General features: G+C 74.8%; 29 protein-coding genes and 1 pseudogene. 22 read left to right on the top strand and 8 right to left on the bottom strand.

Annotated elements, in window-relative coordinates; translation table 11 throughout:
- Positions 1-45: 45 nt before the first annotated feature.
- From AC4OR8_RS00460 to AC4OR8_RS00445, 4 genes are all read left to right on the top strand, one after another.
- On the top strand, positions 46-1,554 hold the full coding sequence (locus tag AC4OR8_RS00460; RefSeq protein WP_492163603.1) for a flavin-containing monooxygenase: 1,509 nt from the start codon (positions 46-48) through the stop codon (positions 1,552-1,554).
- A gap of 11 nt (positions 1,555-1,565) precedes the next feature.
- Positions 1,566-2,600 (top strand): zinc-binding dehydrogenase, encoded by a 1,035-nt coding sequence (locus AC4OR8_RS00455; RefSeq protein WP_492164453.1) that lies wholly within the window; start codon positions 1,566-1,568, stop codon positions 2,598-2,600.
- A gap of 480 nt (positions 2,601-3,080) precedes the next feature.
- Entirely contained in the window at positions 3,081-3,248 is a 168-nt protein-coding gene (locus tag AC4OR8_RS00450) for a hypothetical protein (protein WP_492163602.1), read from the top strand.
- Positions 3,241-4,122, top strand: coding sequence for an O-methyltransferase (locus tag AC4OR8_RS00445; RefSeq protein WP_492163601.1), 882 nt, complete (start codon positions 3,241-3,243; stop codon positions 4,120-4,122). The genes AC4OR8_RS00450 and AC4OR8_RS00445 overlap by 8 nt, the downstream gene beginning before the upstream one ends.
- A 111-nt stretch (positions 4,123-4,233) precedes the next feature.
- On the opposite strand, the gene AC4OR8_RS00440 is transcribed toward AC4OR8_RS00445, so the two are convergent.
- Complete coding sequence (locus AC4OR8_RS00440; protein ID WP_492163600.1) at positions 4,234-4,947, bottom strand: FkbM family methyltransferase; 714 nt, start codon at positions 4,945-4,947, stop codon at positions 4,234-4,236.
- A gap of 133 nt (positions 4,948-5,080) precedes the next feature.
- Between AC4OR8_RS00440 and AC4OR8_RS00435 the strand changes: the two genes are divergently transcribed.
- The 3 genes from AC4OR8_RS00435 to AC4OR8_RS00425 all read left to right on the top strand — a co-directional run bounded on the left by AC4OR8_RS00435 (position 5,081) and on the right by AC4OR8_RS00425 (position 7,975).
- A complete protein-coding gene (locus AC4OR8_RS00435; protein WP_492163599.1) occupies positions 5,081-6,097 on the top strand; it encodes a PIG-L deacetylase family protein in 1,017 nt (338 codons plus the stop codon).
- A gap of 233 nt (positions 6,098-6,330) precedes the next feature.
- Positions 6,331-7,044 carry a hypothetical protein gene (locus AC4OR8_RS00430; protein WP_492163598.1) on the top strand — a complete coding sequence of 238 codons (714 nt, stop codon included), beginning with the start codon at positions 6,331-6,333 and terminating at the stop codon, positions 7,042-7,044.
- A gap of 76 nt (positions 7,045-7,120) precedes the next feature.
- Positions 7,121-7,975 carry a tryptophan 2,3-dioxygenase gene (locus tag AC4OR8_RS00425; protein ID WP_492163597.1) on the top strand — a complete coding sequence of 285 codons (855 nt, stop codon included), beginning with the start codon at positions 7,121-7,123 and terminating at the stop codon, positions 7,973-7,975.
- 55 nt (positions 7,976-8,030) lie between these two features.
- Here AC4OR8_RS00425 and AC4OR8_RS00420 read toward each other — a convergent pair whose 3' ends face one another.
- Positions 8,031-9,494: an aldehyde dehydrogenase family protein gene (locus tag AC4OR8_RS00420; protein WP_492163596.1), complete on the bottom strand. Its 1,464-nt coding sequence runs from the start codon at positions 9,492-9,494 to the stop codon at positions 8,031-8,033.
- A 193-nt stretch (positions 9,495-9,687) separates the two neighbouring features.
- Between AC4OR8_RS00420 and AC4OR8_RS00415 the strand changes: the two genes are divergently transcribed.
- Entirely contained in the window at positions 9,688-10,968 is a 1,281-nt protein-coding gene (locus AC4OR8_RS00415; RefSeq protein ID WP_492163595.1) for a uracil-xanthine permease family protein, read from the top strand.
- A gap of 14 nt (positions 10,969-10,982) precedes the next feature.
- Here the strand turns inward: AC4OR8_RS00415 and AC4OR8_RS00410 are convergent, their stop codons facing one another.
- Positions 10,983-11,984 carry an alpha/beta hydrolase gene (locus tag AC4OR8_RS00410; RefSeq protein ID WP_492163594.1) on the bottom strand — a complete coding sequence of 334 codons (1,002 nt, stop codon included), beginning with the start codon at positions 11,982-11,984 and terminating at the stop codon, positions 10,983-10,985.
- A gap of 135 nt (positions 11,985-12,119) precedes the next feature.
- Between AC4OR8_RS00410 and AC4OR8_RS00405 the strand changes: the two genes are divergently transcribed.
- The 5 genes from AC4OR8_RS00405 (at position 12,120) to AC4OR8_RS00385 (ending at position 14,447) form a co-directional block, all read left to right on the top strand.
- Entirely contained in the window at positions 12,120-12,269 is a 150-nt protein-coding gene (locus AC4OR8_RS00405; protein WP_492163593.1) for a hypothetical protein, read from the top strand.
- A gap of 10 nt (positions 12,270-12,279) precedes the next feature.
- Positions 12,280-12,423, top strand: a complete 144-nt coding sequence (locus tag AC4OR8_RS00400) for a hypothetical protein (RefSeq protein WP_492163592.1) — start codon at positions 12,280-12,282, stop codon at positions 12,421-12,423.
- Between the two features lie 124 nt (positions 12,424-12,547).
- Positions 12,548-13,318, top strand: a complete 771-nt coding sequence (locus tag AC4OR8_RS00395) for a hypothetical protein (RefSeq protein WP_492163591.1) — start codon at positions 12,548-12,550, stop codon at positions 13,316-13,318.
- Positions 13,315-13,809 (top strand): phage holin family protein, encoded by a 495-nt coding sequence (locus AC4OR8_RS00390; protein WP_492163590.1) that lies wholly within the window; start codon positions 13,315-13,317, stop codon positions 13,807-13,809. Before AC4OR8_RS00395 ends, AC4OR8_RS00390 begins: the two co-directional genes overlap by 4 nt.
- Positions 13,785-14,447, top strand: coding sequence for a DUF3618 domain-containing protein (locus AC4OR8_RS00385; RefSeq protein WP_492163589.1), 663 nt, complete (start codon positions 13,785-13,787; stop codon positions 14,445-14,447). Before AC4OR8_RS00390 ends, AC4OR8_RS00385 begins: the two co-directional genes overlap by 25 nt.
- 92 nt (positions 14,448-14,539) lie before the next feature.
- Here AC4OR8_RS00385 and AC4OR8_RS00380 read toward each other — a convergent pair whose 3' ends face one another.
- Positions 14,540-14,701: a hypothetical protein gene (locus AC4OR8_RS00380; RefSeq protein WP_492163588.1), complete on the bottom strand. Its 162-nt coding sequence runs from the start codon at positions 14,699-14,701 to the stop codon at positions 14,540-14,542.
- Positions 14,702-14,988: 287 nt separating this feature from the next.
- Here AC4OR8_RS00380 and AC4OR8_RS00375 point away from each other — a divergent pair, with 287 nt between their 5' ends.
- Positions 14,989-16,326, top strand: a complete 1,338-nt coding sequence (locus AC4OR8_RS00375; protein ID WP_492163587.1) for an HNH endonuclease signature motif containing protein — start codon at positions 14,989-14,991, stop codon at positions 16,324-16,326.
- An 881-nt stretch (positions 16,327-17,207) separates the two neighbouring features.
- Here the strand turns inward: AC4OR8_RS00375 and AC4OR8_RS00370 are convergent.
- A complete protein-coding gene (locus AC4OR8_RS00370) occupies positions 17,208-18,122 on the bottom strand; it encodes a sigma-70 family RNA polymerase sigma factor (RefSeq protein ID WP_492163586.1) in 915 nt (304 codons plus the stop codon).
- 322 nt (positions 18,123-18,444) lie between these two features.
- Between AC4OR8_RS00370 and AC4OR8_RS00365 the strand changes: the two genes are divergently transcribed.
- From AC4OR8_RS00365 to AC4OR8_RS00350, 4 genes are all read left to right on the top strand, one after another.
- Positions 18,445-19,626 carry a zinc-dependent alcohol dehydrogenase gene (locus AC4OR8_RS00365; RefSeq protein ID WP_492163585.1) on the top strand — a complete coding sequence of 394 codons (1,182 nt, stop codon included), beginning with the start codon at positions 18,445-18,447 and terminating at the stop codon, positions 19,624-19,626.
- A gap of 105 nt (positions 19,627-19,731) precedes the next feature.
- On the top strand, positions 19,732-20,187 hold the full coding sequence (locus tag AC4OR8_RS00360; RefSeq protein ID WP_492163584.1) for an SRPBCC family protein: 456 nt from the start codon (positions 19,732-19,734) through the stop codon (positions 20,185-20,187).
- Positions 20,188-20,369: 182 nt separating this feature from the next.
- Positions 20,370-20,927, top strand: coding sequence for a helix-turn-helix transcriptional regulator (locus tag AC4OR8_RS00355; RefSeq protein WP_492163583.1), 558 nt, complete (start codon positions 20,370-20,372; stop codon positions 20,925-20,927).
- A 142-nt stretch (positions 20,928-21,069) separates the two neighbouring features.
- Positions 21,070-21,813, top strand: a complete 744-nt coding sequence (locus tag AC4OR8_RS00350) for a GAF and ANTAR domain-containing protein (RefSeq protein WP_492163582.1) — start codon at positions 21,070-21,072, stop codon at positions 21,811-21,813.
- Here the strand turns inward: AC4OR8_RS00350 and AC4OR8_RS00345 are convergent.
- From AC4OR8_RS00345 to AC4OR8_RS00335, 3 genes and pseudogenes are all read right to left on the bottom strand, one after another.
- Positions 21,794-22,405 carry a flavin reductase family protein gene (locus AC4OR8_RS00345; RefSeq protein WP_492163581.1) on the bottom strand — a complete coding sequence of 204 codons (612 nt, stop codon included), beginning with the start codon at positions 22,403-22,405 and terminating at the stop codon, positions 21,794-21,796. The genes AC4OR8_RS00350 and AC4OR8_RS00345 overlap by 20 nt on opposite strands.
- 113 nt (positions 22,406-22,518) lie before the next feature.
- A complete protein-coding gene (locus AC4OR8_RS00340) occupies positions 22,519-22,635 on the bottom strand; it encodes a DUF3140 domain-containing protein (RefSeq protein WP_492163580.1) in 117 nt (38 codons plus the stop codon).
- A gap of 104 nt (positions 22,636-22,739) precedes the next feature.
- Positions 22,740-22,790: pseudogene (locus AC4OR8_RS00335) on the bottom strand (hypothetical protein); the annotation flags it as partial.
- A 195-nt stretch (positions 22,791-22,985) separates the two neighbouring features.
- Here AC4OR8_RS00335 and AC4OR8_RS00330 point away from each other — a divergent pair.
- The 4 genes from AC4OR8_RS00330 (at position 22,986) to AC4OR8_RS00315 (ending at position 26,761) form a co-directional block, all read left to right on the top strand.
- On the top strand, positions 22,986-23,273 hold the full coding sequence (locus tag AC4OR8_RS00330) for a DUF1330 domain-containing protein (protein WP_492163579.1): 288 nt from the start codon (positions 22,986-22,988) through the stop codon (positions 23,271-23,273).
- Between the two features lie 133 nt (positions 23,274-23,406).
- Positions 23,407-24,345 carry a WcbI family polysaccharide biosynthesis putative acetyltransferase gene (locus AC4OR8_RS00325; protein WP_492163578.1) on the top strand — a complete coding sequence of 313 codons (939 nt, stop codon included), beginning with the start codon at positions 23,407-23,409 and terminating at the stop codon, positions 24,343-24,345.
- Positions 24,342-25,388, top strand: a complete 1,047-nt coding sequence (locus AC4OR8_RS00320; protein WP_492163577.1) for a glycosyltransferase family protein — start codon at positions 24,342-24,344, stop codon at positions 25,386-25,388. Before AC4OR8_RS00325 ends, AC4OR8_RS00320 begins: the two co-directional genes overlap by 4 nt.
- Positions 25,385-26,761, top strand: coding sequence for a glycosyltransferase family 2 protein (locus tag AC4OR8_RS00315; protein ID WP_492163576.1), 1,377 nt, complete (start codon positions 25,385-25,387; stop codon positions 26,759-26,761). Before AC4OR8_RS00320 ends, AC4OR8_RS00315 begins: the two co-directional genes overlap by 4 nt.

The following is a 26,761-nucleotide window of genomic DNA, read 5'->3' as shown; positions in this document are numbered from 1 at the left end:
GCGCAGGGTCAAGAAATCCGGCGAGACAGGGCGAAGGATGGGGGCATGACCGTCACCGACCTGCCCCTGCCCGACCACGTCGACGTCATCGTCGTCGGCGCCGGCCTCTCCGGCATCGGTGCCGGCTACCGGCTGCAGACCGAGTGCCCCAAGCGCTCCTACCTGGTGCTGGAGGCCCGCGACACGATGGGCGGCACCTGGGACCTGTTCCGCTACCCCGGCGTGCGCTCCGACTCCGACATGTTCACCCTCGGCTACTCGTTCAAGCCGTGGCGCGAGGCCAAGTCGATCGCCGACGGGCCGAGCATCCTGCGCTACATCGAGGAGACCGCCGCCGAGTTCGGCATCGACGAGCACGTCCGCTACGGCACCAAGGTGGTGGCCGCCGACTTCTCCACCGCCGAGGCGCGGTGGACCCTCACCCTGCTGCGCGGTGGCGAGGAGACCACGCTGACCTGCGACTTCCTCTACTCCTGCGCGGGCTACTACGACTACGACGAGACCTACACGCCGGTCTTCCCGGGCATCGAGGACTTCGCCGGCACCGTGGTGCACCCGCAGTTCTGGCCCGAGGACCTCGACTACGCCGACCAGGACGTCGTGGTCATCGGCAGCGGCGCCACCGCGGTGACGCTGGTGCCGTCGATGACCAGCGGCGAGGGCCGGGCCGCCCACGTGACGATGCTGCAGCGCAGCCCCACCTGGATCAGCGCCGTGCCCGGCAACGACGCCCGCGCCGACTGGCTGCGCGCCCACCTGCCGGCCGACCTCGCCCACACCCTCGCGCGGGCGAAGAACATCGCCTTCACCACGGCGTTCTACCAGTTCTGCCGGCGTCGCCCGCAGCAGGCCCGCAAGCTGCTGCTGGGGATGACCACCAAGTTCCTCGGCGACCCGCAGATGGTCGCCGACCACTTCACCCCCTCCTACGACCCGTGGGACCAGCGCCTGTGCGCCGTGCCGAGCGGCGACCTGTTCAAGGCATTGAAGAAGGGCGACGCCGAGGTCGTCACCGACACCATCGACACGTTCGTGCCCGAGGGCGTGCGGCTGTCCTCGGGCCGGGTGCTCGAGGCCGACGTCGTGGTGACCGCCACCGGCCTGCAGCTGCTCGCCTTCGGTGGCATCAGCCCCAGCGTCGACGGCGAGACCGTGGCGCTGTCGGAGCAGTTCGTCTGGCAGGGCGCGATGATGACCGGGGTGCCGAACTTCGCGGTGTGCATCGGCTACACCAACGCCTCCTGGACCCTGCGCGCCGACCTGTCGCACCGCCTCGTCTGCAAGGTGCTGAACTGGATGGACGCCCACGACACCGCCTCCGTCGTGCCCGCCCCCGACCGCGAGCTCACCGAGCGCCCGCTGCTCGACCTCGCCGCGGGCTACGTGCAGCGCTCCATCGACGCCTTCCCCCGCCAGGGCGACAGCGGCCCGTGGCGGGTGCGGCAGAACTACGTGCTCGACGCGCTGACCACCCTGCGCAGCGACCTCGGCAAGACGCTGCGCACCACGCCGCGCTCCGCCGTGCGCCGCCAGCCCGCGGTGGACGCGTCGTGACCACCCGCACCATGCGCGCGCAGCGCCTCGACACCCGCAGCCTCACCTTCGAGGTCACCGACGTGCCGGTGCCCTCGCCGGGCCCGGGCGAGGTGCTGATCGAGGTGGCGTTCTGCGGCATCTGCCACTCCGACCTGAGCCTGCTCGACGGCACGTTCCCGGCCATGGGTCCTGCGGTGATCACCCAGGGCCACGAGGCCTCCGGCACGATCGCCGAGCTCGGCGAGGGCGTCGTCGACTGGTCGGTGGGCGACCGCGTCGTCCCGGCCGCGGGCCGGCCCTGCGGGCGCTGCACCTTCTGCCGTCGCGCCGACCCGAGCAGCTGCACCCAGCTCGCGCTGATGGCCTTCGCCTACGACGGCGCGTGGGCGGAGTACACGCTGGCGCAGGCCGCCGGGCTCACCCGCATCCCCGACGACGTGTCGATGGAGCAGGCCGCGATCCTGGCCGACGCGGTGTCCACGCCGTACGGCGCGGTCGTGCACACCGGCCAGGTGCGCATCGGCGAGGCCGTCGGGGTGTGGGGCGCCGGCGGCGTCGGCACCCACGTCGTGCAGCTGGCGCGCCTGGTCGGGGCCACCCCGATCATCGCGGTCGACCTCGACGAGGCCGTGCGCGCCCGAGCCCTCGAGCTCGGCGCCGACCTCGCCCTCGACTCCCGCGACCCCGACCTCGCGGCCCGCATCGCGGAGGTCACCGAGGGCCGCATGCTCGACGTCGCCTTCGACTCCGTCGGTCTCTCGGTGACCTTCCAGCAGGCGATGGCGAGCCTCGGCTCGCGCGGACGGCTGGTCGGCGTCGGGATGAGCGGCGAGGAGTGGTCGCTGGGCCCGAGCATGATGTTCAACCTCAGCCGCAAGGAGGTGCGCGGCCACCTCGGCTACCGCGTCGAGGACATCGGCGTGCTCGCCCGCCTGGTCTCCACCGGCCGGCTCGACCTCAGCCGCTCCATCAGCGGCGTCGTCGGCCTCGAGGACGTCGGCGAGGGCATCCGCCGCCTGCGCGAGCGCGACGGCAGCCCCGTGCGCATCCTCGTGCAGCCCTGACAGCTCAGCGGGGGGCGGGGCTGGGCGGTGCTGGGTGGGGACGTCATACGGATCGTGAATGCGACTCCACGATTGGTATGACGCAAGCACCTGGCGCCGGCTGGTCGGCCGGGGCGTCATACGTATCGAGGATGCGACTCCACCATTCGTATGACGCGAGCACCTGGCGCCGGCTGGTCGGCCGGGGCGTCATACGTATCGAGGATGCGACTCCACCATTCGTATGACGCACACCTCGCGGCCCCACGCGGAAGGACGTGCCGCGCGTGGCAGCGGGGCCGCGGGGGGAGGGCAGAACGGGCCAAAGGGGGGAGCCCAGCCCTCCGGCGGGGTTGAGAGCGTCGAGGCGAGCGACCACGAGGCAGGCCGTCAGGCCGGCACCTCCGCCTCGAGGGACGCCGGTCGTGGACGGTCCAGCGGGAGCCGCCCCGGACGTCGCGGCCCGCCACCGTGCGTCCGCGCACAGATCGGAGCGACCCCGTGCCCGTCATCCTCCTCGGCTCGATCAGCACCATCGCCGACACCTGCGAGCTGGAGCCCCGCGACGGGCTGCTGCGCGCGGCGGCGCCGGGCCCGATCAGCACCCGCCACGTCCTCGACGTCACGGTCGACGGGCACACCTCGGCCGCGGTCCACGCCGGTGCCTGAGCGCGGCGCGACCGACGGGGTGCCCGTCGCCTCCGTGGTGGGGGCGGGCGAGCAGGTGCTGCCGACGCCGCCGGGCTCGCCGCGCCCGGTGACGCCGCTCGGCCTCGCCGCCGACCTGCTCTCCTCCCTCGACCGGCGCCTCGACGCGGTGCCGGGACTCGCCGACGAGCTGCGCACCGACCTGCAGCGCGTGCGCGAGCTGGTCGCGGGCCTCGACCCCTACCTCGAGCGCTGCACGACCCCGGCGTCCGCGGGCCTCGACCACCTGCAGGCCCGCACCCGCGCCCACGACGGGCGCGAGCGGCCGGCCGGGTCGGTGCCGCTGCAGCAGGGGAGGCGCTCCGGCCACGTCGAGGGTGCGTTCCTGAAGTTCCTCGTGCACCTGTCGGGCGCCCGGCGGGTGCTCGAGGTCGGCATGTCCACCGGCTACTCCGCCCTGGCGATGGCCGAGGCCTTGCCCGACGACGGGCACCTGGTGGCCTGCGAGCTCGACGCCGAGGCCGCCGCACTGGCCGCCGAGTGCTTCGCCGCCGCCCCCGGCGGGGAGCGGATCACCGTGGAGGTCGCCCCCGCCCTCGACACGTTGGCCCGCCTCGACGCGGCGGGGGAGCAGTTCGACCTGGTCGTCGTCGACGCCGGCAAGGCGGGGTACGTCGGCCACCTCGACGCCGTGCTCGCCGGCGGCCTGCTCGCCCCCGGCGGGGTCGTCTGCGTCGACCACACCCTGCTGCAGGGCGAGCCGTGGTCGTCGACCGCGCGCTCCGCCGACGGCCACGCCGTCGCGGACTTCAACGCCCGCCTCGCCGCCGACCCGCGCGTCGAGCAGGTGCTGGTGCCGCTGCGCGACGGGATGACCCTGGTGCGGCGGGCCTGACCAGCGGCACCCCGCTAACGACACCCGCGTTCGCGGGCCCGGCCCTCGGCGCCTCGGCGCCGTCTGACCGGCTGGGGCCGACCAGAACCGGTCAGAGCCGATGAGAGCCGGTCAGGGCCGGCCCGGGGTGCGCACCAGCAGCGCGTCGAGCTCGATGACCCGCAGCGTCGGGCGGTCGAACGACACCGGGTGCAGCCCCGCCAGCGACCAGCCGGCAGCGGCGTACGCCGCGAGGTGCTCGTCCATCAGCGGCACCCCGTCGTAGATCGGCACGCACGCGACCTCCGACAGCAGCGCCACGACGGCGCCGTCGGGGTCGACGACGTGGCGCCCGGCGCCGCGGAAGGCGGCCAGGTCGAAGCCCTGGGTGTCCAGCTTGAGCAGCACCCGCGACCCGGGGGCCACCACGTCGTCCCAGACCGCGTCGAGGCGGTGCACCTCGACCTCCTCGTCGCGGGTGCGGCCCATCACGTCCTTCCACGACCGACCGAAGTCGGACGCCGGTCGCAGCGAGCCGAGCTCCGACTGGTCGTCGACGGCGTGCAGCACCGCCGTGCCGTCGGTGTCGCCGAGCGCCCAGGGTCGCACCTCCCAGGCGGGGTCGGCGGCGGCCCGGGCCTCGAGCTGCGCGCGCGGCCCGGCGGCGGGCTCGAACGACACCAGGCGCCCGCCGAAGCCGCCGGCGCGCAGGCTGCGCGCGAACTGCCCCCGGTTGGCGCCGACGTCGAGCACGGTGTCGACCTCGAGGGCGTCGAGGAGCCAGCGCAGCTGCGCGTCGCGCGCCTCCTCCGCGAGGTCACGTTGGTGCAGCAGGGGATCGTTCACCCCCGATGCCTACCACCGCGACGGGACGGGTGGTGCCGGGGTTCGCCGGTCGGGCAGCCCGTGCGCCCCTACGATGTGCCCGCACCGCACCCCCGCCGGCCAGCCGCCGGCCACCCATCGTCAGAGGAGACCCGTGCTGCCCGACGGCATCGTGCGCGAGGCGTTCGGGCCCGCGCGGCTCGTCGTCCTGTGGACCACCCCCGACCACCCCGCGCAGCCGGGACTGCTCGCCGCGCTGGAGGCCGCCGGTCACCTGCCCCTGGTGGTCGAGCCCCAGGACACCGAGGACCTGGTGGAGAACGCCGGCGCCCCGTCGCTGCTGCTGGTCGAGGCCGACCTCCTCGACGCCACCAGCCTGGGCGTGGTCGAGCGGGTGCGCGCCGCCCACCCGCAGACGCGGGTGTGCGTGCTCGCCGACGGCGACACCGGGGCGGCCGGGCTGCTCACCGCGATGCGCCACGGTCTCGCCGACGTGCTCGACCCGCGCGACCTCGACGGGCTCGAGCGGCTGCTGCCCGACCGCAGCACTAGTCCGGGGGAGCGGGTGCTCGCCGTGGGCGCCCATCCCGACGACGTCGAGATCGGCTGCGGGGCCACCCTGCTGCGCCACGCCGCCCTCGGCCACCCCGTGAGCGTGCTGACGATGAGCCGCGGGGCCGTCGGTGGGCCCCGCGACGAGCGTCGCCGCGAGGCCGCCCGGGCCGCGGCCACCATGTCGGCCGACCTCTACCTCGGCGACCTCACCGACACCCGGCTCGAGGAGGCCCACGAGATGACGGCGCTGATCGAGGGCGTCGTCGCCACCGTGCAGCCCACCACCGTCTACGTGCACTCCGCGGCCGACAACCACCAGGACCACCGGGCGGTGCACCGCTCCGCGGTCATCGCGGCCCGCGCCGTGCGACAGGTGTACTGCTACCAGTCGCCGTCGTCGCGCAACGGCTTCGACCCGACCCGGCTGGTGCCCGTCGACGACACCGTGCACGCCAAGGTCGAGCTGCTCGCCGCTTACGCCTCGCAGGCCGCGCGGCACTACATGGACCCCGAGCTGGTCCTCGCCACCGCCCGCTACTGGGCCCGCCAGCTGCCGAACGCTCGCTTCGCCGAGCCGTTCGAGGTGGTCCGCACCAGCGACGCCACGGCCTTCTGAGCGCCGGCGACCCCCTGGCTCCCGGCCGAGCGGGGGGTCTGGCCGGGAGCCGGGGCCGCCTGCTGCCCGAGCGGAGGGGTGGGGGACCGGTCCCTCCGGGCGGCGCGCACGCCCACGGTGCCGGGTCGGCGCGGCGCCGGCCAGCGGTTCGGCCACTCCTTTACCAGCGACGCCGGTCACATCGACGGCGGTCGACTGGTTTCCACGGTGGGGGAGGGGGTATCTGCTCCGCCATGCCCTCGCTGCCGCAGACCCGTGCGGTCTCCCTCCCGCACCGCGCGCTGGAGATCGACGCCGCGTTGCGGGCGAGCACCGCGGCCGTCGTGGGCGCGCTGTGCGAGCTGGTGCCGGGGCCCGTGGACCTCGTCGTGGCCGCGCGCACCAGCGGCGGCGCCGACCTGACGCTGCTGGCCACCAGCGAGGAGGTCGCCGTCCTCGACGCCGTGCAGCAGGCCGTCGGCGGGCCCGGCCCGCTGGCGTCCCGCACGGCCGCCCCGGCGGCCTTCGACCAGGACGACCCGCTGGCCGTCGCGGCCTGGCCGGTCTTCGCCCGGGCCGCCGCCGCACGGTCGGTGGGGTGCGCGGTCGCCGTGCCGGTCGTGGGCCAGGGCGGCGTCGCCGGGGTGGCGGTGGTGCTGGGCGCAGGCGCGACTGCTGTCGCGAGCGCGGCGCTGCTCGGCGACGTCACTGCGGTGGTGGGCCCCTGGGCGGCGCAGGTGGTCGCCGGCGCCGACCTCGACCTCGCGCAGCTGCAGGTGGCGGGCCGGGCCTGGCGGGTGCTGCACGCCGCGGGCCCCGACCGGCGGGCCGTGCAGGTGGTGGCCGACGAGCTCGGCCTCGACGTCCGCGAGGCGCGGCGCCGGGTGCAGGGTGCGGCGCTGCGCACGGGGGTGCGCGAGCGCGACCTGACGCACGCCCTCGCCGGGGCCCGGCCCGCCGACGGCTGACCGGCCGTGCTGGCCGGCTGGCGCGCTCCGGCGGCGTGACGGCACACTCGCCTGACACCGAGGCCGAGGAGGCACCATGGAGGTCGAGGGCGGCGCCCGCCGCATCGAGGACGGCGTCAGGACCGACTTCACCGAGTCGATGAGCTACGCCGGCTACCTGGGCCTGGAGCAGCTGTTCGCGGCCCAGCGCCCGCTCAGCTCGCCGGTCCACCCCGACGAGATGCTGTTCATCGTCCAGCACCAGACCACCGAGCTGTGGCTCAAGCTGATGCTCCAGGAGCTCGAGGGCGCCACCGCCCACCTCGACGGCGACCGGCCGGCGCAGGCCCGCAAGCACCTCGCGCGGGTCAAGCACGTGCTGCGCACGATCACCGAGCAGTGGTCGGTGCTGGCCACGCTCACCCCGTCGGAGTACGCCGAGTTCCGCGGGGTGCTCGGCTCGTCGTCGGGGTTCCAGTCGGCGCAGTACCGCGCCGTCGAGTTCCGCCTGGGCAACAAGAACGCCTCGATGCTGGCCGTCTTCGCCGCCGAGCCGGCCTCGCAGCAGCTGCTCGAGCAGGCGCTGGCGGCGCCGACGGTGTACGACGCGTTCCTGCGCCTGCTCGCCCGCGACGGCCTCGACGTGCCGGCGTCGGTGCTGGAGCGCGACGTGCGGGAGCCGTGGGTGTTCGCCGACGAGCTGGTGCCGGTGCTGCGCACGATCTACCGCGACCGCGACGCCCACTGGGAGGCCTACGCGATCTGCGAGGACCTGGTCGACCTCGAGGACGCCTTCCAGCTGTGGCGCTTCCGCCACCTGCGCACCGTGCAGCGCACCATCGGCTTCCGCAACGGCACCGGCGGCTCCAGCGGCGTCGACTTCCTGCGCCGGGCCCTCGACCTCACCTTCTTCCCCGAGCTGATCGCGGTGCGCACCGAGCTCGGCGCCTGAGCCCGGCGCCTGGCCCGGCGCCTGGCCCGGCGCCTGGTCAGGTGACCGGCACGGCTCAGAACGGGTACGTCGGCGGCGTCTCGCGCAGGGTCACCCACCGGGTCTCGGTGAACGCCTCCACGTTGGCGGTGGCGCCCCCGAAGCGGGAGCCGGTGCCGGAGGCGCCGAGGCCGCCGAACGGCGCGTTGGCCTCGTCGTTCACGGTCTGGTCGTTGACGTGCACGATGCCGGTCGGGATGCGGTCGGCCAGGCGCAGCCCCCGCATCGGGTTGGTGGTGACGATGCCGAGCGAGAGCCCGTACTCGGTGCGGGAGGCCATCGCGACGGCCTCGTCCTCGTCGGTGAACCGGGCGACGGGCGCGACCGGCCCGAAGACCTCCTCCACGAACGCCGGCGTGGCCGCCGTGGGGTCGGCGAGCACGGTGGGCCGGTAGAACAGGTCCTCCCAGGTGCCGCCGGCGACCACCTCGGCGCCGCCGTCGCGGCTGGTGGTGACCAGCTCGTGGATCTTGTCGCGCTGGCCCGCGTCGATGACCGGGCCCAGCGCGACCTCCTGGCGGGCGGGGTCGCCGACCGGGAGCCGCTCGGCCTTGGCGGCGAGCGCCGCGACGAAGTCGTCGTACAGGCTCTCGTGCACGAGGTGGCGCCCGGTGGTCATGCAGATCTGGCCCTGGTGGAAGAACGAGCCCCACGCGGCCAGCGACACCGCCTTCTCCACGTCGGCGTCGTCGAGCACCACCAGCGCGGAGTTGCCGCCGAGCTCGAGGTGGGCGCGGGTGAGGTGGCGACCGGCCGCCTCGCCGACCGCCCGGCCGGCCGAGGTCGACCCGGTGAAGGAGACGACGCGCACGTGGGGGTCGGCCACCATGGCCTGGCCCACGTCGGCGCCGCCGGGCAGCAGCTGCAGGACGCCGGGCGGCAGGCCGGCCTCCTCGAAGACCCGGGCGATGCTGACCCCGCCGGTGACGGCCGTGCGGGGATCGGGCTTGAGCAGCACCGCGTTGCCCAGCGCCAGCGCGGGGGCCACCGAGCGGATGCTGAGGATGAGCGGCACGTTGAACGGGGAGATCACGCCCACGACGCCGGCCGGCACACGCTGGGAGAACGACAGCCGCGGCTGCTCGCTGGGCAGCAGCTCGCCGTACGCCGCGCCGGGCAGGCCGGCGGAGGTCCAGCACTCCTCGGCGGCGGTGTGCAGGGCGAAGTTGGCCATGCCGCGCACCGCGCCGACCTCGCGCACGTTCCAGTCGGCCACCTCGGCGGCGTGCTCGGTGAACAGGTCGCCGGCGCGGCGCAGCACCGCGGCCCGGGCAGGGTGGGGGAGCGCGGCCCACGCGCGCTGGGCGCGGGCCGCCGACGCGGCCGCCGCGGCGACGTCGGCGGGGTCGGCCAGGCCGGTGCGGGCCAGCTCGGCGCCCGTGGCGGGCTCGACGACGGCGGCGTCGCCGCCCCCGCCGGCGGCCCAGGTGCCGTCCACGTGGATGCGTCCCGACCAGCGGTCGGTGTCGAGCAGTGCCATGGGTGCGTCCCCTCGTCGTCGCCGCCGTGCGCCGTCCGCCGGTGGCCGAGGCCCATCCAACGTGGTGGTCGTCACTGTGGGCGGGTCGGGCTTCCGTCAGGCGGAACCCCCGTGCGGTCGGGCCGGGGGTGTGCGGCGTTCCGGCGGGTGACCCGACGGGGGCGCGCCCGCCGCGACCCGCGACGATGCACCCATGCGCCTCTCCTGGACCCTGCACCGCGACGGCCGCACCGTGGCCGACGACGAGATCGTCCGACCCGACGAACGCCTCGCCTGGCCGCTGACCATCGGCCTCGGCGCGCAGCACGTGGTGGCGATGTTCGGCGCGACGTTCCTGGTGCCGCTGCTGACCGGGTTCCCGCCGACCACCACCCTGTTCTTCTCGGGCGTCGGGACCCTGCTGTTCCTGGTGCTCACCGCCAACCGGCTGCCCAGCTACCTCGGCTCGTCGTTCGCGTTCATCGCGCCCATCTCGGCCGCCACCGCCAGCGGCAGCCTCGGCAACGCCCTCTTCGGCGTGCTGGTGGCGGGCCTAGCGCTGTCGCTGGTGGGGGTCGTCGTGCTGCTCACCGGCACCGGCTGGATCGAGGCGCTGATGCCGCCGGTCGTCACCGGCGCGATCGTCGCGCTCATCGGGCTCAACCTCGCGGGCGCGGCCACCAGCAACGTCGAGCTCGCGCCGTGGACCGCGGCGGTCACGCTCGCGGTGGTCGTGGTGGTGGCCGTCGGCACCCGCGGCCTGCTGGCACGGCTCTCGATCCTGGTCGGCGTCGCGGTCGGGTACGTCGTGGCCGTGCTGGCCGGCGCGGTCGACCTCGCCCCCGTGCGCGAGGCCGCCTGGGTGGGCCTGCCCGACTTCTTCGCCCCCGAGCCGAGCTGGAGCGTGCTGCCGGCGTTCTTGCCGGTGGTGCTCGTGCTGGTCGCCGAGAACGTCGGGCACGTGCGCACCGTGGCCCACCTCACCGGCGACGAGGGGGTCAACCGGCTCACCGGGCGGGCCCTGCTCGCCGACGGCCTCGCCACCACCCTGGCCGGCACGGCCGGCGGGTCGGGCACCACGACGTACGGCGAGAACATCGGCGTGATGGCCGCGACCCGCGTCTACTCCACCGCGGCCTACTGGGTGGCCGGCGTGGTGGCGCTGCTGCTGAGCCTGTCGCCGAAGTTCGGTGCGGTGGTCAACACGATCCCGCCGGGCGTGCTGGGTGGTGTGACCGTCGCGCTCTACGGCCTGATCGGGGTCATCGGCGTGAAGATCTGGATCGACAACCGGGTGGACTTCTCCCGCCCGGTCAACCAGCTCACCGCCGCCGTCGCGCTGGTGATCGGCATCGGCGACCTCACCCTCGGCGGCGACGACGTGCTGGTCACCGGCATCGCCCTCGGCACGCTCGCAGCGCTGGTGGTCTTCCACGGCGCCACCGCGCTGGAGCGCCTGCGCGGTCCCTCGGGCGCCGGGCGGCCGCCGGCCTGAGGCGGGCCCGTCGCTCAGCCCACCTCGGCGGGGTGGTGCAGCGCGAGCCAGCGGTCCATCGCGTCGTACGCCGCGCGGCGCGGCTCGGGCAGCGACAGGAACACGTCGTGGCGGGCCTCGGCGACCGGCACCACCGTGGTCTCGGTGCCGAGGCAGCCCGACCAGCGCGCGATCTGGCGCACGTCGAGCACGATGTCGGCGCGGTCGCTGGCCTCGGTGTAGCGCGAGGACCAGTGGGACTTGTCGGAGCGCAGCACCAGCACCGGCACCCCCACGTCGAGCCCACGGTGGAGCGCGGCGTGGCCGCGGCGCACGGCGTTCAGCCAGCCGATCGTCACCGGGAAGCCCTCCAGCGGCTTCCAGACGGTGTCGAACTCCCACTCGCCGGTGCCGGTGGTGTGCAGCGTCTGGCCGTAGACGCCGCTCGGCAGCTGCAGCTCGCGCAGGGGCGTGACCTTCGCCAGCGCCCGCACCGCCTGGGTCACCGGGCCGCGCATCACGGGCTTGCCCTGCAGGTCGAACCACGGGCTGTTGAGCAGCAGCCCGACCACCGGGGCCACCGCACCGCGCCGGCGGCGACGGTCGAGCCACAGCGGCACGATCAGGCCGCCGGTGGAGTGCGCCAGCAGGTGCACCGGCAGGCCGGGGTGGTCGGCGGCCACGACGGCGAGCGCGGCGTCGAGCTCGGCGTCGTAGTGCGCGAGGTCGGAGGCGTAGTGCGGCGTCTGCCCGTCGCGCCGCGCGCGGCCCGACTTGTGCAGGTCGATGCCGTAGAAGGCCAGGCCCCTGGCGGCGAGGTGGTCGGCCAGCTCGGTCTGGAAGAAGTAGTCGGAGAAGCCGTGCACGTAGAGCACCGCGCCGGTGACATGCTCCTCGGTGCGCACGTCGCGGCGCACCAGCACCGCGGTGAGGTCGCCCTCGCCGTCGGGGTCGGGCCCCAGCTCGAGCGGCTGCTGGGCGTAGCCGTCGCCGAGGACGTCGGGCTGCCAGGTCGGGGCGGAGGGACCGGTGGTCATGGGCGTCAGCCTGCCACCGGCCACCGACCCCCCGCAGCAGGGTCCGTCCCCCGGCCCGCCCCCGGCTCGCGCCCGGCCCGCCGCTGGCCCGGGTGGTGCCCGGGATGCCCGTCGTGCAGCGGGGTACCGGGACCCATGACCACGACTCCGCTCGAGCCCTCGCCCGACCCGACGGTCGTGCCGAGCGGCGACCCCGGCCCGATCTCCACCCCCGACCCCGACCCCACCCCGGCGACCTCGCCGGACGGGCCCGGGCCGGCCGAGCCGGTCACCGCACCGGTCTGAGGAGGCTCCGATGACGCAGACGCCGCAGGAGCCCGACCAGGACGCCGAGCCGCCCACGCCGCTGGGCGACGAGGCACCCCGCACGCCGGCCCCGGCCGACGCCGAGCCCGCCAGCGACCCGGACCCCGCGCCGGGCGAGAGCGCGAGCAGCTGACCCACCCACCGGACCCCGACGCCCACGCGCTGCACCAGCACCGACACCGCCACAACTCACCTGCTCAGGTGAGAGGACGCGTGTGTCGGGTGGGTACTGGGGGTCCCACCTACGAGGAGGATCCATGACAGACACTCCCTTTGCGAGCACCCCGACCCCGGCGACGGGCACCCCGGGCTACGGCTCCGGCGGAGAGCCGACCGGCTCCGACAAGGCCAAGGCGGCCGCCTCGACTGCGGCCGACGAGGGCCGCCACGTCGCGGGCGTCGCCCAGGGCGAGGCCCAGCGCGTCGCCGGCGAGGCCAGCACCCAGGTGCGCTCCCTCGTCGGAGAGGCCCGCACCCAGGTCACCAGCCAGGTCGGTGACCAGTCGCGCGTCCAGAAGGACAAGCTGGCCACCACGCTCACCTCGCTCGGCGACGACCTCGAGAAGATGGTCAACGGCGAGGGCTCCGGCTCCGGCCTGGCCGCCGACGCGGCCCGCGAGATCACCGCCCAGGTCCGCAAGGTCACCGACTTCCTGGAGACCCGCGAGCCCGGCGACCTGCTCGACGACGCGCGCTCGCTGGCTCGTCGCCGTCCCGCCGCCTTCCTCGTCGGCGCCCTCGCCGCTGGCGTCATCGCCGGCCGCGTGGCCCGCGGGGTCAAGGACGCCGACAGCACCGGCTCCGCGTCGGGCAGCGCCCCGTCGTACGTGCCGCCGACCGGCATGGCGGGCACCTACGCCACGCCGACCACGCCGCCGCCGGCCATGCCGCCCGTCGTCCCGCCGACCACGACGACGACGACCACCACCACGGCCACGCAGCAGCGTGAGACCCTGTCGGACGCCGGTCTCGGCACCGACGCGGCCGGCTACGGCGAGCGCTCCGGCCTCCCGGGGTCCACCCCGTGACGGCCGGCGGCCCCTACGGCGGCGCCGGCGACCCCCTGCTCGGGACGGGCGGTGACGTCTCCACGGGCGCCACGAGCGTCGGTCACGAGACGTACGAGACCCACGCCAGCCGCGACACGCGCAGCCTCGGCGAGATCGTCGGAGAGGTCACCAACGACCTCAGCCTGCTGATGAAGCAGGAGCTCGAGCTGGCCAAGGTCGAGCTCAAGGACGAGGCGAAGAAGGCCGGCAAGGGTGCCGGCATGCTCGCCGGTGCAGGGATCGGCGGCCACATGCTGCTGGTCTTCCTGTCGCTGGCGCTGATGTTCCTGCTCGACAACGTGATGCCGATCGAGCTCGCTGCTCTGATCGTCGCCGTGTTGTGGGGCATCGTGGCCGCCGTGCTCGCCTCGATCGGCCGCAAGAACCTCAAGCAGGCGACCCCGCCGCTCCCCACGACCCAGCAGACCCTCAAGGAGGACGCACAATGGGCGAAGCACCCGACCAGCTGAGCACCACCAGGACCACGACGACCGGCACGACCGGTCCCGGGACGACGACCGGTTCGACCGGTGGTCAGCCCACCGCCGAGGAGCTCGCCGCCAACATCGCGGCGACCCGCGGCAACCTCACCTCGCACCTCGACGAGCTGCAGGACAAGGTGAGCCCGTCGGCGATCGTCGACCGCCGCAAGGCCGCCACCCGCGAGAAGGTGCTCGGCGTGCGCGAGAAGGTCATGGGCAGCGCCCAGGACAGCAAGAGCTCGCTCGGCGACTCCGTCGGCTCCGCGCAGCACAGCGCGCAGCAGACCGCCGCCGACGCGGCCGACACCGCCCGCCAGCAGTTCCAGGGCGCGCCCCTGGCTGCCGGTGTCGCGGCCTTCGGTCTCGGCATGGTGCTCGCCGCCGCGTTCCCCGCCACCCGCGCGGAGTCGCGTGCGGCCACCCAGGCCGTGCAGACCGCCAAGGAGCAGGCCCAGCCCCTCGTCGAGGACGCCAAGTCGGCGGCCGCAGAGGTGGGTGAGCAGCTCAAGGGCAGCGCCACCGAGGCCGTGGGCCAGGTCAAGCAGACCGCGACCGAGGCCGGCACCCGTGTGAAGGAAGAGGGCGCCGACTCCGCCCAGACCGTGCGTTCCGACGCCGGCGCCTGAGTCACCGCAGCACCCATCGGCCCCGGGGTCGTGGCGACGTCGTACGACGGACGCCACGCCCCGGGGCCGAGCTGCGTCCCGGGGCCGGTCGGTCAGGTGCTCTCGGGACGCTCCGCGGGGTCGGCCTGCTCGGGGCGGTTGACCGCCTCCTCGGGTGCCTCGTCGAGGCGCTCGTCGGCGTCGGTGAGGTCGACGCCCTCCTCGGCGGGCAGGCCGGGGACAGAGTAGCGACCGGGCTTCGGGTGGGAGTCCATCTCCCCAGCGTCGCCCGCCACCCCCCACCCGGCACCACCCCTGGGGGTCGTGCCCCCTGCTCTCGTCGGGCGAGGTGTGTCGAGACCCCCGCGCCCTTCGCTCGTTGGAGGTGAATCGAGACCCCGCGCCCCTCGTTGGTCGAGTGCCGAGGAGCCCTTCGAGACGCTCGCTGCGCTCGCTCCTCAGGAACCACGCCAGCGACGAGGTGTATCGAGACCCCCGAACCGGGGCGATCGTCCGGTGGAGAACCACTGCGCTCGAACACGTGTTCGAGTAGAATGAGGGCATGCCCAGCCCCCTCCGTCACCGCCGTCAGGACGCGTCGACCGACGCGCTCCTGACCGAGGCGCTGGGCCACCGCCGGGCCGCGGACGCGGCGGAGACGGCCCTGATGGTGACCACGGTGAAGTGGGCCGCAGCCAACGAGCTGCAGCCGTACGACGACGTCCTCGAGGACGCAGCGACCGTGCCGGGCACCGACCGTCGGCTGGCGGTCGCCGGAGACGGCGCGCCGCTGGTCTCGGAGTTCGCCGTCGTCGAACTTGCTGCTGCGCTGGGGATGAGCAGCGACGCCGGGATGCGGTACGTCGGTCACGCCTTGGAGATCGCGCGCCGCCTGCCGCGGCTGTGGTCTCGGGTGACCGCGGGCGACGTGGCGGTGTGGCGCGCCCGCAAGGTCGCGGAGCAGACGCTGGCGCTGTCTCCTGATGCTGCGGCGTTCGTGGACCGTCACGTGGCGCCGGTGGCGTCGAAGATCGGCTACCGGGCGCTCGACCGGCTGGTCGAAGAGGCCGTCGTCCGTCACGACCCCGACCAGGCGCGGGTCCGAGCCGCGAGAGCGGCCGACGACCGGTGCTTCGACGTCGACACCTCCCAGGTGTCGGTGTTCGGCACCATGCACGTGCAGGGCGACCTCGACCTCGCCGACGCGCTCGACCTGGACGCCGCCGTGGCGCACTGTGCGGCGCAGCTGGCCGACCTGGGGTGCGCCGAGTCCCTCGACGCTCGTCGGGCGATGGCGGTCGGGGAGATCGCCCGTGCCCAGACGGCTCTCGATCTGACCCGTGACGACACCGAAGCAGACCGTTCGCCGCAGCGGCGGCGGCGGCGGCCGGCCCGGCAGGTGGTGCTGCACGTCCATCTCAGCGAGGCGGCACTCCACAACGACGAGCCCAACGACCTGCACCTGGCCCGGGTCGAGAGGACCCGCTCGTTCGTCACCGCCGACCAGGTCAAGACCTGGTGCGCCGCTACTAGCACCGCGGTGACCGTCCGCCCGGTCCTCGACCTCGCGGAGCAGCTGCACACCGACTCGTACGAGGTCCCCGACCGGTTGCGTGAGCAGGTGGTGCAGCGTGACGGCACCTGCCGCTTCCCCCACTGCACCCGCCCAGCCCGGTCGGCAGACGTCGACCACATCACTCCCTATCGGGCACTGTCCGACGGCGGCCCGCCAGGCCAGACATCGACGGACAACCTCGCCTGCCTCTGCAGGCGCCACCACCGGGCCAAGACCCACGACGGCTGGACCTACACCCGCACCGCCGCGTCGACGTATGAATGGACGAGTCCTCACGGGCACCGGTACGCCGTCGACCCGACCGGCACCACCCACGTCACCTGAGCGACGCCCGTCTCCCGTTTCGCTGGTTGAGCAGGGCGCGCAGCGCCCGGCCCCTTCGTTGGTTGAGCAGGGCGCGCCAGCGCCCGTGTCGAAACCCCCGCAGCCCGCGCTGGTACTTGCTCTGGGTCGCGTCCCAGGGGACGGTTTCGTGGTCTCGATACACCTCGTCGCTGGCGCTCCTCGGCACTCGACCACCGAGAGGGCGCCCGTCCGGCCCGGTCCCCTTCGTTGGTTGAGCAGGGCGCGCTAGCGCCCGTGTCGAAACCCCCGCAGCATGCGCTGGAACGTGCCCTGCGCCAGTCCCGGCGCACGGTTGCTTGCGGCGGCCTCGATACACCTCGTCGCTGGCGCTCCTCGGCACTCGACCACCGAGAGGGCGCCCGTCCGGCCCGGTCCCCTTCGTTGGTTGAGCAGGGCGCGCTAGCGCCGGCCCGTTCGTTGGTTGAGCAGGGCGCGCAGCGCCCGTGTCGAAACCGCCGACGCCGGCGCTGGGACCCGCCCTGGGCGCGTCCCAGCGGAGGGTTCCGTGGTCTCGATACACCTCGTCACTGGCGTGGTTCCTGAGGAGCGAGCGCAGCGAGCGTCTCGAAGGGCTCCTCGGCACTCGACCACCGAAGTCAGCCCGTCGGTTGAGCAGGGCACGCTAGCGCCCGTGTCGAAACCCCCGCCGCCAGCGCTGGGACCTGCCCTGGTCGAGTCCCGGCGGATGGTTCCGTGGTCTCGATCCACCTCGTCGCTGGCGTGGTTCCTGAGGAGCGAGCGCAGCGAGCGTCTCGAAGGGCTCCTCGGCACTCGACCACCCAAGCCCGCCAGGGCAGACGACGACGTCCCACCGCCCGCCAGGCAAGGAGCCCGGCGGAGGGTGGGACGACGGGGGTGTGTCAGGCGACCTTGCGCTCGACCGAGCCGGCGGGGGCGGCGGTGCGGGCCTGTCGGACGCGGGCAGCGGTGCGGGTGTCGGCCACCGCGGTGCGGGCCGGGGTCGAGGAGGGCTCCTCGAGCTCGGCACGCAGGTCGCGCAGGATCCGGGTGATCAGGCGCGAGACGTACATCTGCGTGAAGCCGAACTCCTCGCCGATCTCGCGCTGGGTGAGGTCGTCGAAGAACCGCAGCTGCAGGATGCGCCGGTCGCGGGGGCTGAGGCGCTGCACGACCGGGGCGAGCGCGGTGCGCGCCTCGACGGCGCTGTGCTCGTCGGTGTCGCCGGGGATGAGGTCGCCCAGGCGCAGGCCCGACGACTCACCGACCGGCTGGTCGAGCGAGGTCGGCTGGAAGCAGCCGAAGGCCTCGATGGCCTCGCGGTACTCCTCCTCGGTGACCTCGCACTCGGCGATGACCTCGGCGTCGGTGGGCGCGCGGCCGAGACGGTGCTCGAGCTCCTCGGTGCTGCGGTTGATGTGGCGCTGCAGCTCCTGCACCCGACGCGGCGGCCGCACGGTCCAGCCGTGGTCGCGGAAGTGGCGCAGGATCTCGCCGCGGATGGTCGGCACGGCGAAGCTGAGCAGGTCGTGGCGGGCCTCGTGGTCGAAGCGCTGCACGGCCTTGGTCAGGCCCTCGTAGGCCACCTGCACCAGGTCGTCCTGCGAGACGCCGCGTCCGCGGTAGCGGGCGGCGACGGCCTCGGCCACGCCGCGGTTGAGCAGGATGACCTCGTCGAGGAGGCGGCGGCGCTCCTGCTCGTCACAGGAGTGGGCGCGCTCGAGGAGCTCACCGGTACGGCGCGAGCGGACGTCGCGGGGCACCCGGAGGGTGCGGTCGTTGCTAGAGGTGTAGGTCATGTCGGTCTCGGACATCATCAGCGTCTTCCCGAAGTGAGCGGTTCGCCGGTGGTTCCAGCAGCGGTTCATCAAGCGGTGTCTCGGACGCTAGCCACGCCTCGGCGTGCCCATGGCCACCCGCAGGGGTGCATTGGCCCCAACTCACCCCACTGGGTCAGCACGGCGGGGTGAAGCCGCGCGTCGCGCGCGCGTGCGTACCCCCTTTGCCCGGGGGCACCCACGAGCCCTCGGCCCTGCATGCCGTCGGCGACCGAGGGCACCGGTCGGCTGTTCGCACCCCATCGACCGGAGGCCAGCAGATGACCCGGACCACCCGACCGAGCACGCGCCAGGACCACCGATGAGGGCCGTGACGTGGCAGGGCGTGCGTGACATGCGCGTCGAGGAGGTGCCCGACCCGCAGATCGTCGACCCGACCGACGCGATCATCAAGGTCACCAGCACCGGCCTCTGCGGTTCCGACCTCCACCTCTACGAGCCGCTGGCGCCGTTCATGACCCCCGGCGACGTCGTGGGTCACGAGCCCATGGGCATCGTCGAGGAGGTCGGCCCGGGCGTGCGCGACCTGCGCGTCGGCGACCGCGTCGTCGTCCCCTTCAACGTCAGCTGCGGCACCTGCTGGACCTGCTCGCAGGGCCTGCAGAGCCAGTGCGAGACCACCCAGAACCACGAGTACGGCACCGGCGCCAGCCTGCTGGGCTACAGCAAGATGTACGGCCAGGTGCCCGGCGGCCAGGCGGAGTACCTGCGGGTGCAGTTCGCCGACAAGAACCCGGTCAAGGTGCCCGACGGGCCCTCCGACGACCGGTTCCTCTACCTCTCCGACGTGCTCCCCACCGCCTGGCAGGCCGTGCGGTACGCCGACCTGCCGCCCGACGGCGTGCTGCTCGTGATGGGCGCCGGGCCGATCGGCGACATGGCCGCCCGGATGGCCCTGCTCGAGGGTCACCGCGTGATCGTCGCCGACCGCGTGCCGGAGCGGCTGGCCCGCGTGCGCGCCCGCGGTGCCGAGACCATCGACATCGACGAGGTCGACAACGTGGGCGAGGAGGTGCGCTCGCGCACCGCCGGCCGCGGGCCCGACGCCGTGATCGACGCGGTGGGCATGGAGGCCCACGGCAACCCGGTCGCGGAGAAGATGATCAAGGCCGTCGGCCTGCTGCCCGACGTGGTGGCGCGCCCGCTGATGAAGTCGGCCGGCTTCGACCGCCTCGACGCGCTGCACACCGCCATCGACGCCGTACGACGCGGCGGCACCGTGTCGGTGTCCGGCGTGTACGGCGGTGCCGCCGACCCGATGCCGATGCTGCAGCTCTTCGACAAGCAGGTGCAGCTGCGGATGGGCCAGGCCAACGTGCGCCGCTGGACCGACGACCTGCTGCCCCTGGTGACCGACGCGAGCGACCCCCTCGGCACCGAGGGCTTCGCCACGCACCGGCTGCCCCTGTCCGACGCCCCCGAGGCCTACGCCTCGTTCCGGGCCAAGGAGCAGGGCATGGTCAAGGTCGTGTTCACACCCTGACCGACGTCCTGACCGGCACCCCGCCCGACCCGCACGACGACCCCGAGGACCAGCCGTGACCCGATCGACCAGCCCCACCCCACGCCGCGCGCAGGGCGGCCACCGATGAGCGAGCAGAGCCGGGTGCTCGCCGTGCCGCCCGAGCGGGTGTGGGAGGTGCTGGCCGACGGGTGGCTCTACCCGCTGTGGGTCGTGGGCGCCTCCCGCATGCGTGACGTCGACGCCGCGTGGCCCGCCGAGGGCGCCCGGCTGCACCACTCCGTCGGCACCTGGCCGCTGCTCATCGACGACGAGACCGCCGTACGGGTCTGCGAGCCCGGACGCCGGCTGCTGCTGCGCGCCCGGGGCTGGCCCGCGGGCGAGGCCGACGTCGACATCCGCCTCGAGGAGGCTCCGGAGGGCACGCTGGTCACCATCCTGGAGGACGCCGTCGCCGGCCCCGGCCGGCTGGTGCCGAAGCCGCTGCGCGACGTCCAGCTGCGGTGGCGCAACACCGAGACGCTGCGCCGGCTGGCCTACGTCGCGGAGCGGGGCTCGGCGGGCTCGCCCGGGAAGTCGTAGGCTCGTCACGCCGGGGGAGCCCGGACGGGGTCGTCAGCGTGCGCTGGCGCTGCGGTGGGTGGTGCCGCTATCCTGGTCCTGACGGCGCGGGTCCAACAACGACTCACCGGCTGTCACGGCAACGGAGCACCGTCATGGCTTCCCACGCGACAGAGTCTCAGCCCAGTCCCGTCCGCACCTCCGTGCTGGCCCTCCCGCCGATCATGCGGCACGGCCTCGAGGCCATGCTCCAGCCGCACCGCAACCGGGTGGTCCTGCAGACCCGCGGCAGCGGTCCGGCCGACGTGTCGGTCTTCGAGCCGTCGGCCCTCGCCGCCCGCTCCGCCGTCCCGGTCACCGGCCTTCCCCTGGTCGCGCTGACCGCTGACACCCGGCCGTGGAGCGTGCGTCGCGCCAAGTCGCTGGGCGCCATGCACGTGCTGGCCATCACCGTCGAGGCCGACGAGCTGGTGGAGGTTCTCGAGAGCGCCGTGCACACCCCCGCGGCGGTCGGTGGGCCGGAGCCGTTCGGCGCGGCCGTGGTCGCCGGGGCGCCCGCCGGGCTGTCCAACCGCGAGTTCGAGATCGTGGGGCTGATCTGCCAGGGCCTGTCGAACGACGAGATCGCGCAGTCGCTCTACCTCAGCATCAACTCCATCAAGACCTACATCCGCTCCGCCTACCTCAAGATGGGCGTGACGAGCCGGTCGCAGGCGGTGCTGTGGGGCGTCGAGCACGGGTGCGTCGGCTCGACGGTCTGAGGGCTCGCCTGGACGTCGGCGCGCGCTGCGGTCACTGCTAGGGTCTGGCGACTTCTACGAGGCCCAACAGCGACCTCGTCCCGGCCCCGCCATGCCCTCGTGGCGCGGCGGCCAGCTCGGACGGACCAGCATGCTCGGACCCATGGACATCGCCTCGGCCCTGGCCCAGGCCTCGGCCGACCTCAGGCAGCCTCAGGACCTCGACGCGACCCTCGCCACCATGGTGTCCGTCGCCTGCGAGTCGATCCCCGGCATCGACCACGTCGGCATCAGCGTCGCCCACCGCGGGGGTCGCCTCGAGACCCGCGCCAGCACCCACCCCGTCGTGGTCGAGCTCGACCGGCTGCAGCACGCCTTCGGCGAGGGCCCCTGCCTCCAGGCGCTGGAGACCGCCGACATGGTGCGGGTGGAGCACGCCCGCCACGAGCAGCGGTGGCCCCGGTTCATCCCGTGCGCGGTCGAGCTGGGCCTGCGCTCGCAGCTCGGCGTGCGCCTGCACTCCGACGCCCGCACCTTCGGCGCCCTCAACCTGTACTCCTTCACCCGCGACACGTTGTCGGGCGAGGCCGAGCAGCTGGGCGAGCTCTTCGCCTCCCACGCCGCCCTCGCGCTGGGGCACGCCGAGCGGATCGGCAACCTCAGCAACGCCCTGACCAGCCGCAAGGTCATCGGGGTGGCGCTCGGCATCCTCATGCAGCGCCTCGCGATCGACGAGGGCACCGCGTTCGCCTACCTCACCCGCATGTCGGCCAGCTCGGAGACCAAGCTGCGCGACGTCGCCGCGTCGGTGGTCGCCGAGCACCAGGCCCGGATGAGCGGCGCCGACGCGGGCGACCCGGCTGGTGACCCGGCCAGCGACCTGGGGGTCAGCGCGCCGGGCGGGTGATCTCGCCGGGGTCGCCGGGGCGCGTCACGTCGCGCACGGGCCCGGGCAGGCCCCAGCCGGCGCCGCCCAGCCGGGAGACCGGCGCCATGCGCTCGTACGACGGCAGCCCGTCGACCAGCACGTCGTCGTCGACGCTGATCCACACGACCTCGCCGAGCACCAGGGTGGAGGTGCCGAGGTCGACCGTGGAGTGCAGCCGGCACTCCATGGTGCCGGGGGAGCCGGCCACCGAGGCCGGCGCCACGACGGTGCTCGGGCGCATCTCGATGCCGAGCTCGGCGGCCTCGTCCTGGTCGGGTCCGAAGCGCGCCGAGCTGTGGTTGACCTGGTCGAGCTGCGGCAGCGTCGCGACGCTGACGGTGAACTCGCCGGTGGCGACGGCGTTGCGCAGCGTGTCCTTGTCGCCGATGGAGGCGAAGGCCACCACCGGCGGGTCGGCGCAGACCACGGTGAAGAACGAGTGCGGCGCGAGGTTGCCGACCCCGTCGGCCGACCTCGTCGCCACCCACGCGATGGGACGGGGCACGACCAGCGACGACAGCAGCGAGTAGGCGTCGGTCTCGGGCGTGCTGGGGTCGAACTCGGTGCGCACGGGCTCTCCTGGGTGACCACGGCCGGGCCCGGCGGCCCCACCTGTGCCGTCCAGCCTGCCCGGCCCACCCAGGGCGTCGCGGGGCAGGGTGACGGGGGAGGGCCGCGGCAGGGTCAGCCGACCGGGTCGTGGCCCCAGTTCATCAGCGAGTAGCGCCACCGGGTGTCGGTGACGTCGCCGTCCGGCCGCTGGGCGAGGTGGCGGTGCACGTAGCCGACGACCTTGCGCATGTGGTCGGCGTCGTCGGCGGTGAGGTCGGACTTGTCCGCCCGGAAGTCTCCACGATCCGCCGTCCGGAGCGGTGGCCCGTGGACTCGCCGTCGCCCTGGCCCACCGCCTTCGACTCGTCGGTCTCCAGCCAGTCCTCGAGCTGGGCGGCGGTCATCGTGACCGCCTCGCTCCAGTCGTCCCACACCTCGTTGACCTCGTCGGCGACCTGGGCCACGGCTGCTCCTCGTCTCGAGGGCGGCGCGCCCGCCCGGGTCGGTCCATCCCACGCCGGGCCCGACGGGCACCCCACACCCCCACGGGTGGCCGCTCCGGTGGGGCGAGCGCGGTCGGTGTGGGGCAGCATGGCGTCATGCCCGCCTACTGGATCAGCACGTACCTCGAGGTCACCGACACCGACAAGCTCCAGGCGTACGCCGAGCTCGCCGGCCCCGCCCTGACGGCGGCCGGCGGCCGCTTCCTCGCCCGCGGCCTGCCCGAGGCCACCTGGGAGGCCGGCCGCGCCGAGCGCTCGGTGCTCATCGAGTTCCCGTCGGTGGCCGCTGCCGTGGCCGCCCACGACTCCGAGGAGTACCAGGCCGCGCTGGTCGCCCTCGGCGACGGCGCCGTGCGCGACATCCGGATCGTGCCCGGGGCCTGACGCCCGGTCCGGTCCCCGGAACGACCGTCCCGGGTGAGCCGCCGGACGCGCGCGACCTGCTGCACTGGTCGTGCCGGCACCCCCCCGGCCCGCGGCGCGGTGCCGCGGCGACCGGCCGGAGGAGGCGAACATCATGACCGCCACGGTCGTCGACCTCGCCCGCCGTCGGCACTACGCCACGTTCTACGGCCTCGAGCCGCTGCCGCGAGGCCGTCCGGTGCTGGTGGTGATGGGCAACTGCCAGGCCGAGTCGGTGCGCCTGCTGCTCGGCGCCGGCGACCTCACCGGGGTGCGGGTGCCGCCGGTGCACGAGCTCACCGCGGCCGACCTGCCCCACCTCGACCGGCTGCTGGCCCGCACCGAGCTGCTGGTCACCCAGCCGGTGCAGGACGGCTACCGCGGCCTGCCGCTGGGCAGCGAGGAGGTGGCCGCCCGCGCGGCGTCCGGCGTCCGCGTCGTGCGGGTGCCGAGCGTGCGCTACGCCGGGCTGCACCCCTACCACGTGGTGGTCCACCCGCCGGGGCTCGACGGGCTGGTGCCGCCGGTGGTGGCCTACCAGGACCTGCGCATCGTCGCCCTGGCCGCCCGCGGCCGCACGGACGCCTCCGAGGTCGCCGCGCTGCCCGAGCTGACCCCCCACGCCGTGCGCACCATCGGCGCCGCCTCGGTCAGCGAGCTCGAGCGTCGCCAGCGGCTCCACGACTCCGTGGCGGTGGCCGACCTGGTCGCCACCCCGGCCTTCGACGACATGCGCACGATCAACCACCCCGGTCCGCGCGTGCTCGCGGGCGTGGCCGCCCGGGTGCGGCAGGCCCTCGGGCTGGTGGCCGCCGAGGTCGACCTCGGCCGGCCGCTGCTCGACCACGTGCACGCCCCGCGCCACCCCGTGGTGGGCCAGGTGCGCGACCCCGCGACGCCGCCCACGACCCACTGGGTCGTCGCGGGCGAGGTCGTCGCGGAGTCGGAGGTGCACGCGGCCCACCTCGCCTGGTACGCCGAGAACCCCGCGATGGTCCGCGAGACGGTGGCCCGCCACGGCGAGGACCTCGAGCTGCTGGGACTGACGCCGTGACGGCGGGCGCGCTGCCCACCCACGTCGTGCCCGACCTCGCCCAGCACGGCGTCACGCTCTACGCCGGCGACGTCGCACGCCACCTCGGCGCCCCGCTGCTGGCGGCCGCCCCCGAGGACGTCGACGCGGGGCCGGTGCACGTGCACTTCACCGACCGGCTCTACGGCGACGACCCCGCCGGCTCCGCGGCGCGGGTGGTCGCGCTGTGCGAGCGGGTGCCGACCACGCTGACGCTGCACGACGTCCCGCAGCCGTGGGCGGGCGAGCGGCGCGACCGGGCGTACGCCGCGGTGCTGCGGGCGTGCCGGGCCTGGGCGGTCAACAGCCACCACGAGGCCGACCTGGTGGCGCTGCTGCTCGACCGGGTGCCGGGGCCGCCGGTGCGCTCCGGCGCCGTGCTGCACCTGCCGGTGACACCGCTGCCGCCCGAGGCGTCCGCTGCCCCCACCGCTGCGGTGAGCGACCCGGCCGGCCCCACCAGCCTGGCCGCGCTGGGCTTCGTCTACCCCGACAAGGGCCACCGCGAGCTGGTGCGCGCCGCCGCCGAGCTGCGCCGAGGCGGGCGCGACGTCGAGGTGGTGTTCCTCGGCGCGCCCGTGGCCGGCCACGCCGACCTGCTCGACGAGCTGCGCCGCCGCGCCGACGACGCCGGGGTGCCGCTGACGGTGACCGGGTTCCTCGACGACGACGACCTCGCCGCGGCGATGCGCACCGTGGGGGTGCCCGTCGCCGGCCACCGGCACACCTCCGCGTCGGCGTCGATGAACGCGTGGCTGGGCGCCGGACGACGTCCGCTGGTGCTCGACGGGCCCTACCCCCGCGAGATGGCCGCCCTGCGCCCCGACGCCTACCGGCTCCACGACGACGCCGGGCTGGTCGCGGCGCTCGCCGAGGCGATCAACGACCCCTCCTCCACCCGCCTCGGCGACGCCGTCGTGCGGCCCGGGCTCGACGACACCGCCCGGGGCTACGCGGCCTGGTGGGCCGTGGTGCACCGCGCCCTGCCGCACCCCCCGCAGCCGGTGCACGAGCCCTACCCGTGAGCAGCCCGCTGCTCGACCGGCCCGGCCTGGCGCGAGCGCCGTACGGCGCCACCGTGCCCGGCAACCGCTGGGACCTCGCGGCGCCACCCACCCGACTGCCGCGCGTCAGCGTGGTGGTCACCCACTACGAGCAGCCGCGCGAGCTCGCCCGCACCCTGCATGCCCTGGGTCGCCAGACCCACGGCGACCTCGAGGTGGTGGTGGCCGACGACGGCTCGGCCACCGCGCCGGTGGTGCCGGACGGTGTCGGCCTGGTGCGCCAGGACGACCGCGGGTTCCGCGCGGCGGCCGCGCGGAACCTGGGCGCCGCCGCCACCAGCGGCGACGTGCTGGTGTTCCTCGACGCCGACACCACGCCCGAGCCGGGCTTCGTGGCCGCGCTGGCCGCGCTGCCGGCCGCCTGTCCGGAGGCGGTGGTGGTGGGCCGGCGCCGCCACGCCGACCTGTCAGCGGCCGCACCGCACGACCCGGTGGAGGTCGCCGGCCCGGCCGCCGCCCTCGACGACCCGGCGTGGCTCGCCGAGGGGTACGCCGGCTCCGCCGACCTGCTGCACGCCGACGACCGCTCCTACCGCTTCGTCATCTCGGCGGTGCTGGCGTGCAGCCGTTGGCTGTTCACGGGCCTCGGCGGCTTCGACGACACCTTCGTCGGCTACGGCGGCGAGGACTGGGAGTGGGCCCACCGCGCCTGGCGCCACGGCGCGCTGCTCGCCCACGAGCCGCGGGCGGTCGCCTGGCACGACGGGCCCGACCGCGCCGGGCGCGAGGTCGAGCCCGCCGCCGCGCTCGCCGAGACGCTCGCGGTGGCGCGGCGGGTCGGCGCACCGGGCGCCACCACCACCGGGCTGGCCCTGGGACCGGTGGGTCCGGTGGTCGAGCTGCGCGGGGCCGGCGGGGCGCCCGCCCCTGCCGCTGCCACCGCCGCTGCTGCCGCCACGGCCGCTGACGTCGTCTGCGTCGACAGCGTGCTGCAGGCCTGGCCGTCCGCCCGGGTGCACGTGTCGGAGCCGGTGGGGGCGCTGCTGGCCGCCGACCCCCGGGTGGTGACCGGGCCCGTCGACCTGCGCGAGGCCGACCATCACCTCGTGCTGCACACCCCCCTGCGCGGCGACCCGCCGGCGTGGCACGCCCTGCTCGAGCGCCTGCGCCCGGTCGACGCCCCGGGGTCGCTCACCGTGGCGTCGCCGCACGGCGCGCCGCTCGCCCGGCTGGCGGCGCTGCGGGCCACCCGGCGTCGGGCCCGCTGGGCGGCGGCCGGCCTGGCGGCGCCGGAGGTCGCGGCGCTGTTCGCCGACGCCGTGGAGGAGCACCCCGGGCTGCGGCCGGTGGCGGGGTCGACCACGCTCGAGGCGTACCTCGGCGGCTGGGGCTGA

The organism is Nocardioides sp. FY1077 (genome assembly GCF_058681775.1).
Note: the sequence above shows the minus strand (reverse complement) of the source record. Positions and strands in the feature narration are given on the sequence as shown.

What these genes read in the sequence shown, in the direction of transcription:
- AC4OR8_RS00460 (WP_492163603.1), top strand. Translation starts at nt 46, where the DNA reads ATGACCGTCACCGACCTGCCCCTGCCCGACCACGTCGACGTCATCGTC.
- AC4OR8_RS00455 (WP_492164453.1), top strand. Translation starts at nt 1,566, where the DNA reads ATGCGCGCGCAGCGCCTCGACACCCGCAGCCTCACCTTCGAGGTCACC.
- AC4OR8_RS00430 (WP_492163598.1), top strand. Translation starts at nt 6,331, where the DNA reads ATGCCCTCGCTGCCGCAGACCCGTGCGGTCTCCCTCCCGCACCGCGCG.
- AC4OR8_RS00425 (WP_492163597.1), top strand. Translation starts at nt 7,121, where the DNA reads ATGGAGGTCGAGGGCGGCGCCCGCCGCATCGAGGACGGCGTCAGGACC.
- AC4OR8_RS00420 (WP_492163596.1), bottom strand. Translation starts at nt 9,494, where the DNA reads ATGGCACTGCTCGACACCGACCGCTGGTCGGGACGCATCCACGTGGAC.
- AC4OR8_RS00415 (WP_492163595.1), top strand. Translation starts at nt 9,688, where the DNA reads ATGCGCCTCTCCTGGACCCTGCACCGCGACGGCCGCACCGTGGCCGAC.
- AC4OR8_RS00410 (WP_492163594.1), bottom strand. Translation starts at nt 11,984, where the DNA reads ATGACCACCGGTCCCTCCGCCCCGACCTGGCAGCCCGACGTCCTCGGC.
- AC4OR8_RS00405 (WP_492163593.1), top strand. Translation starts at nt 12,120, where the DNA reads ATGACCACGACTCCGCTCGAGCCCTCGCCCGACCCGACGGTCGTGCCG.
- AC4OR8_RS00400 (WP_492163592.1), top strand. Translation starts at nt 12,280, where the DNA reads ATGACGCAGACGCCGCAGGAGCCCGACCAGGACGCCGAGCCGCCCACG.
- AC4OR8_RS00395 (WP_492163591.1), top strand. Translation starts at nt 12,548, where the DNA reads ATGACAGACACTCCCTTTGCGAGCACCCCGACCCCGGCGACGGGCACC.
- AC4OR8_RS00385 (WP_492163589.1), top strand. Translation starts at nt 13,785, where the DNA reads ATGGGCGAAGCACCCGACCAGCTGAGCACCACCAGGACCACGACGACC.
- AC4OR8_RS00380 (WP_492163588.1), bottom strand. Translation starts at nt 14,701, where the DNA reads ATGGACTCCCACCCGAAGCCCGGTCGCTACTCTGTCCCCGGCCTGCCC.
- AC4OR8_RS00375 (WP_492163587.1), top strand. Translation starts at nt 14,989, where the DNA reads ATGCCCAGCCCCCTCCGTCACCGCCGTCAGGACGCGTCGACCGACGCG.
- AC4OR8_RS00370 (WP_492163586.1), bottom strand. Translation starts at nt 18,122, where the DNA reads ATGATGTCCGAGACCGACATGACCTACACCTCTAGCAACGACCGCACC.
- AC4OR8_RS00365 (WP_492163585.1), top strand. Translation starts at nt 18,445, where the DNA reads ATGAGGGCCGTGACGTGGCAGGGCGTGCGTGACATGCGCGTCGAGGAG.
- AC4OR8_RS00360 (WP_492163584.1), top strand. Translation starts at nt 19,732, where the DNA reads ATGAGCGAGCAGAGCCGGGTGCTCGCCGTGCCGCCCGAGCGGGTGTGG.
- AC4OR8_RS00350 (WP_492163582.1), top strand. Translation starts at nt 21,070, where the DNA reads ATGGACATCGCCTCGGCCCTGGCCCAGGCCTCGGCCGACCTCAGGCAG.
- AC4OR8_RS00340 (WP_492163580.1), bottom strand. Translation starts at nt 22,635, where the DNA reads ATGCGCAAGGTCGTCGGCTACGTGCACCGCCACCTCGCCCAGCGGCCG.
- AC4OR8_RS00330 (WP_492163579.1), top strand. Translation starts at nt 22,986, where the DNA reads ATGCCCGCCTACTGGATCAGCACGTACCTCGAGGTCACCGACACCGAC.
- AC4OR8_RS00325 (WP_492163578.1), top strand. Translation starts at nt 23,407, where the DNA reads ATGACCGCCACGGTCGTCGACCTCGCCCGCCGTCGGCACTACGCCACG.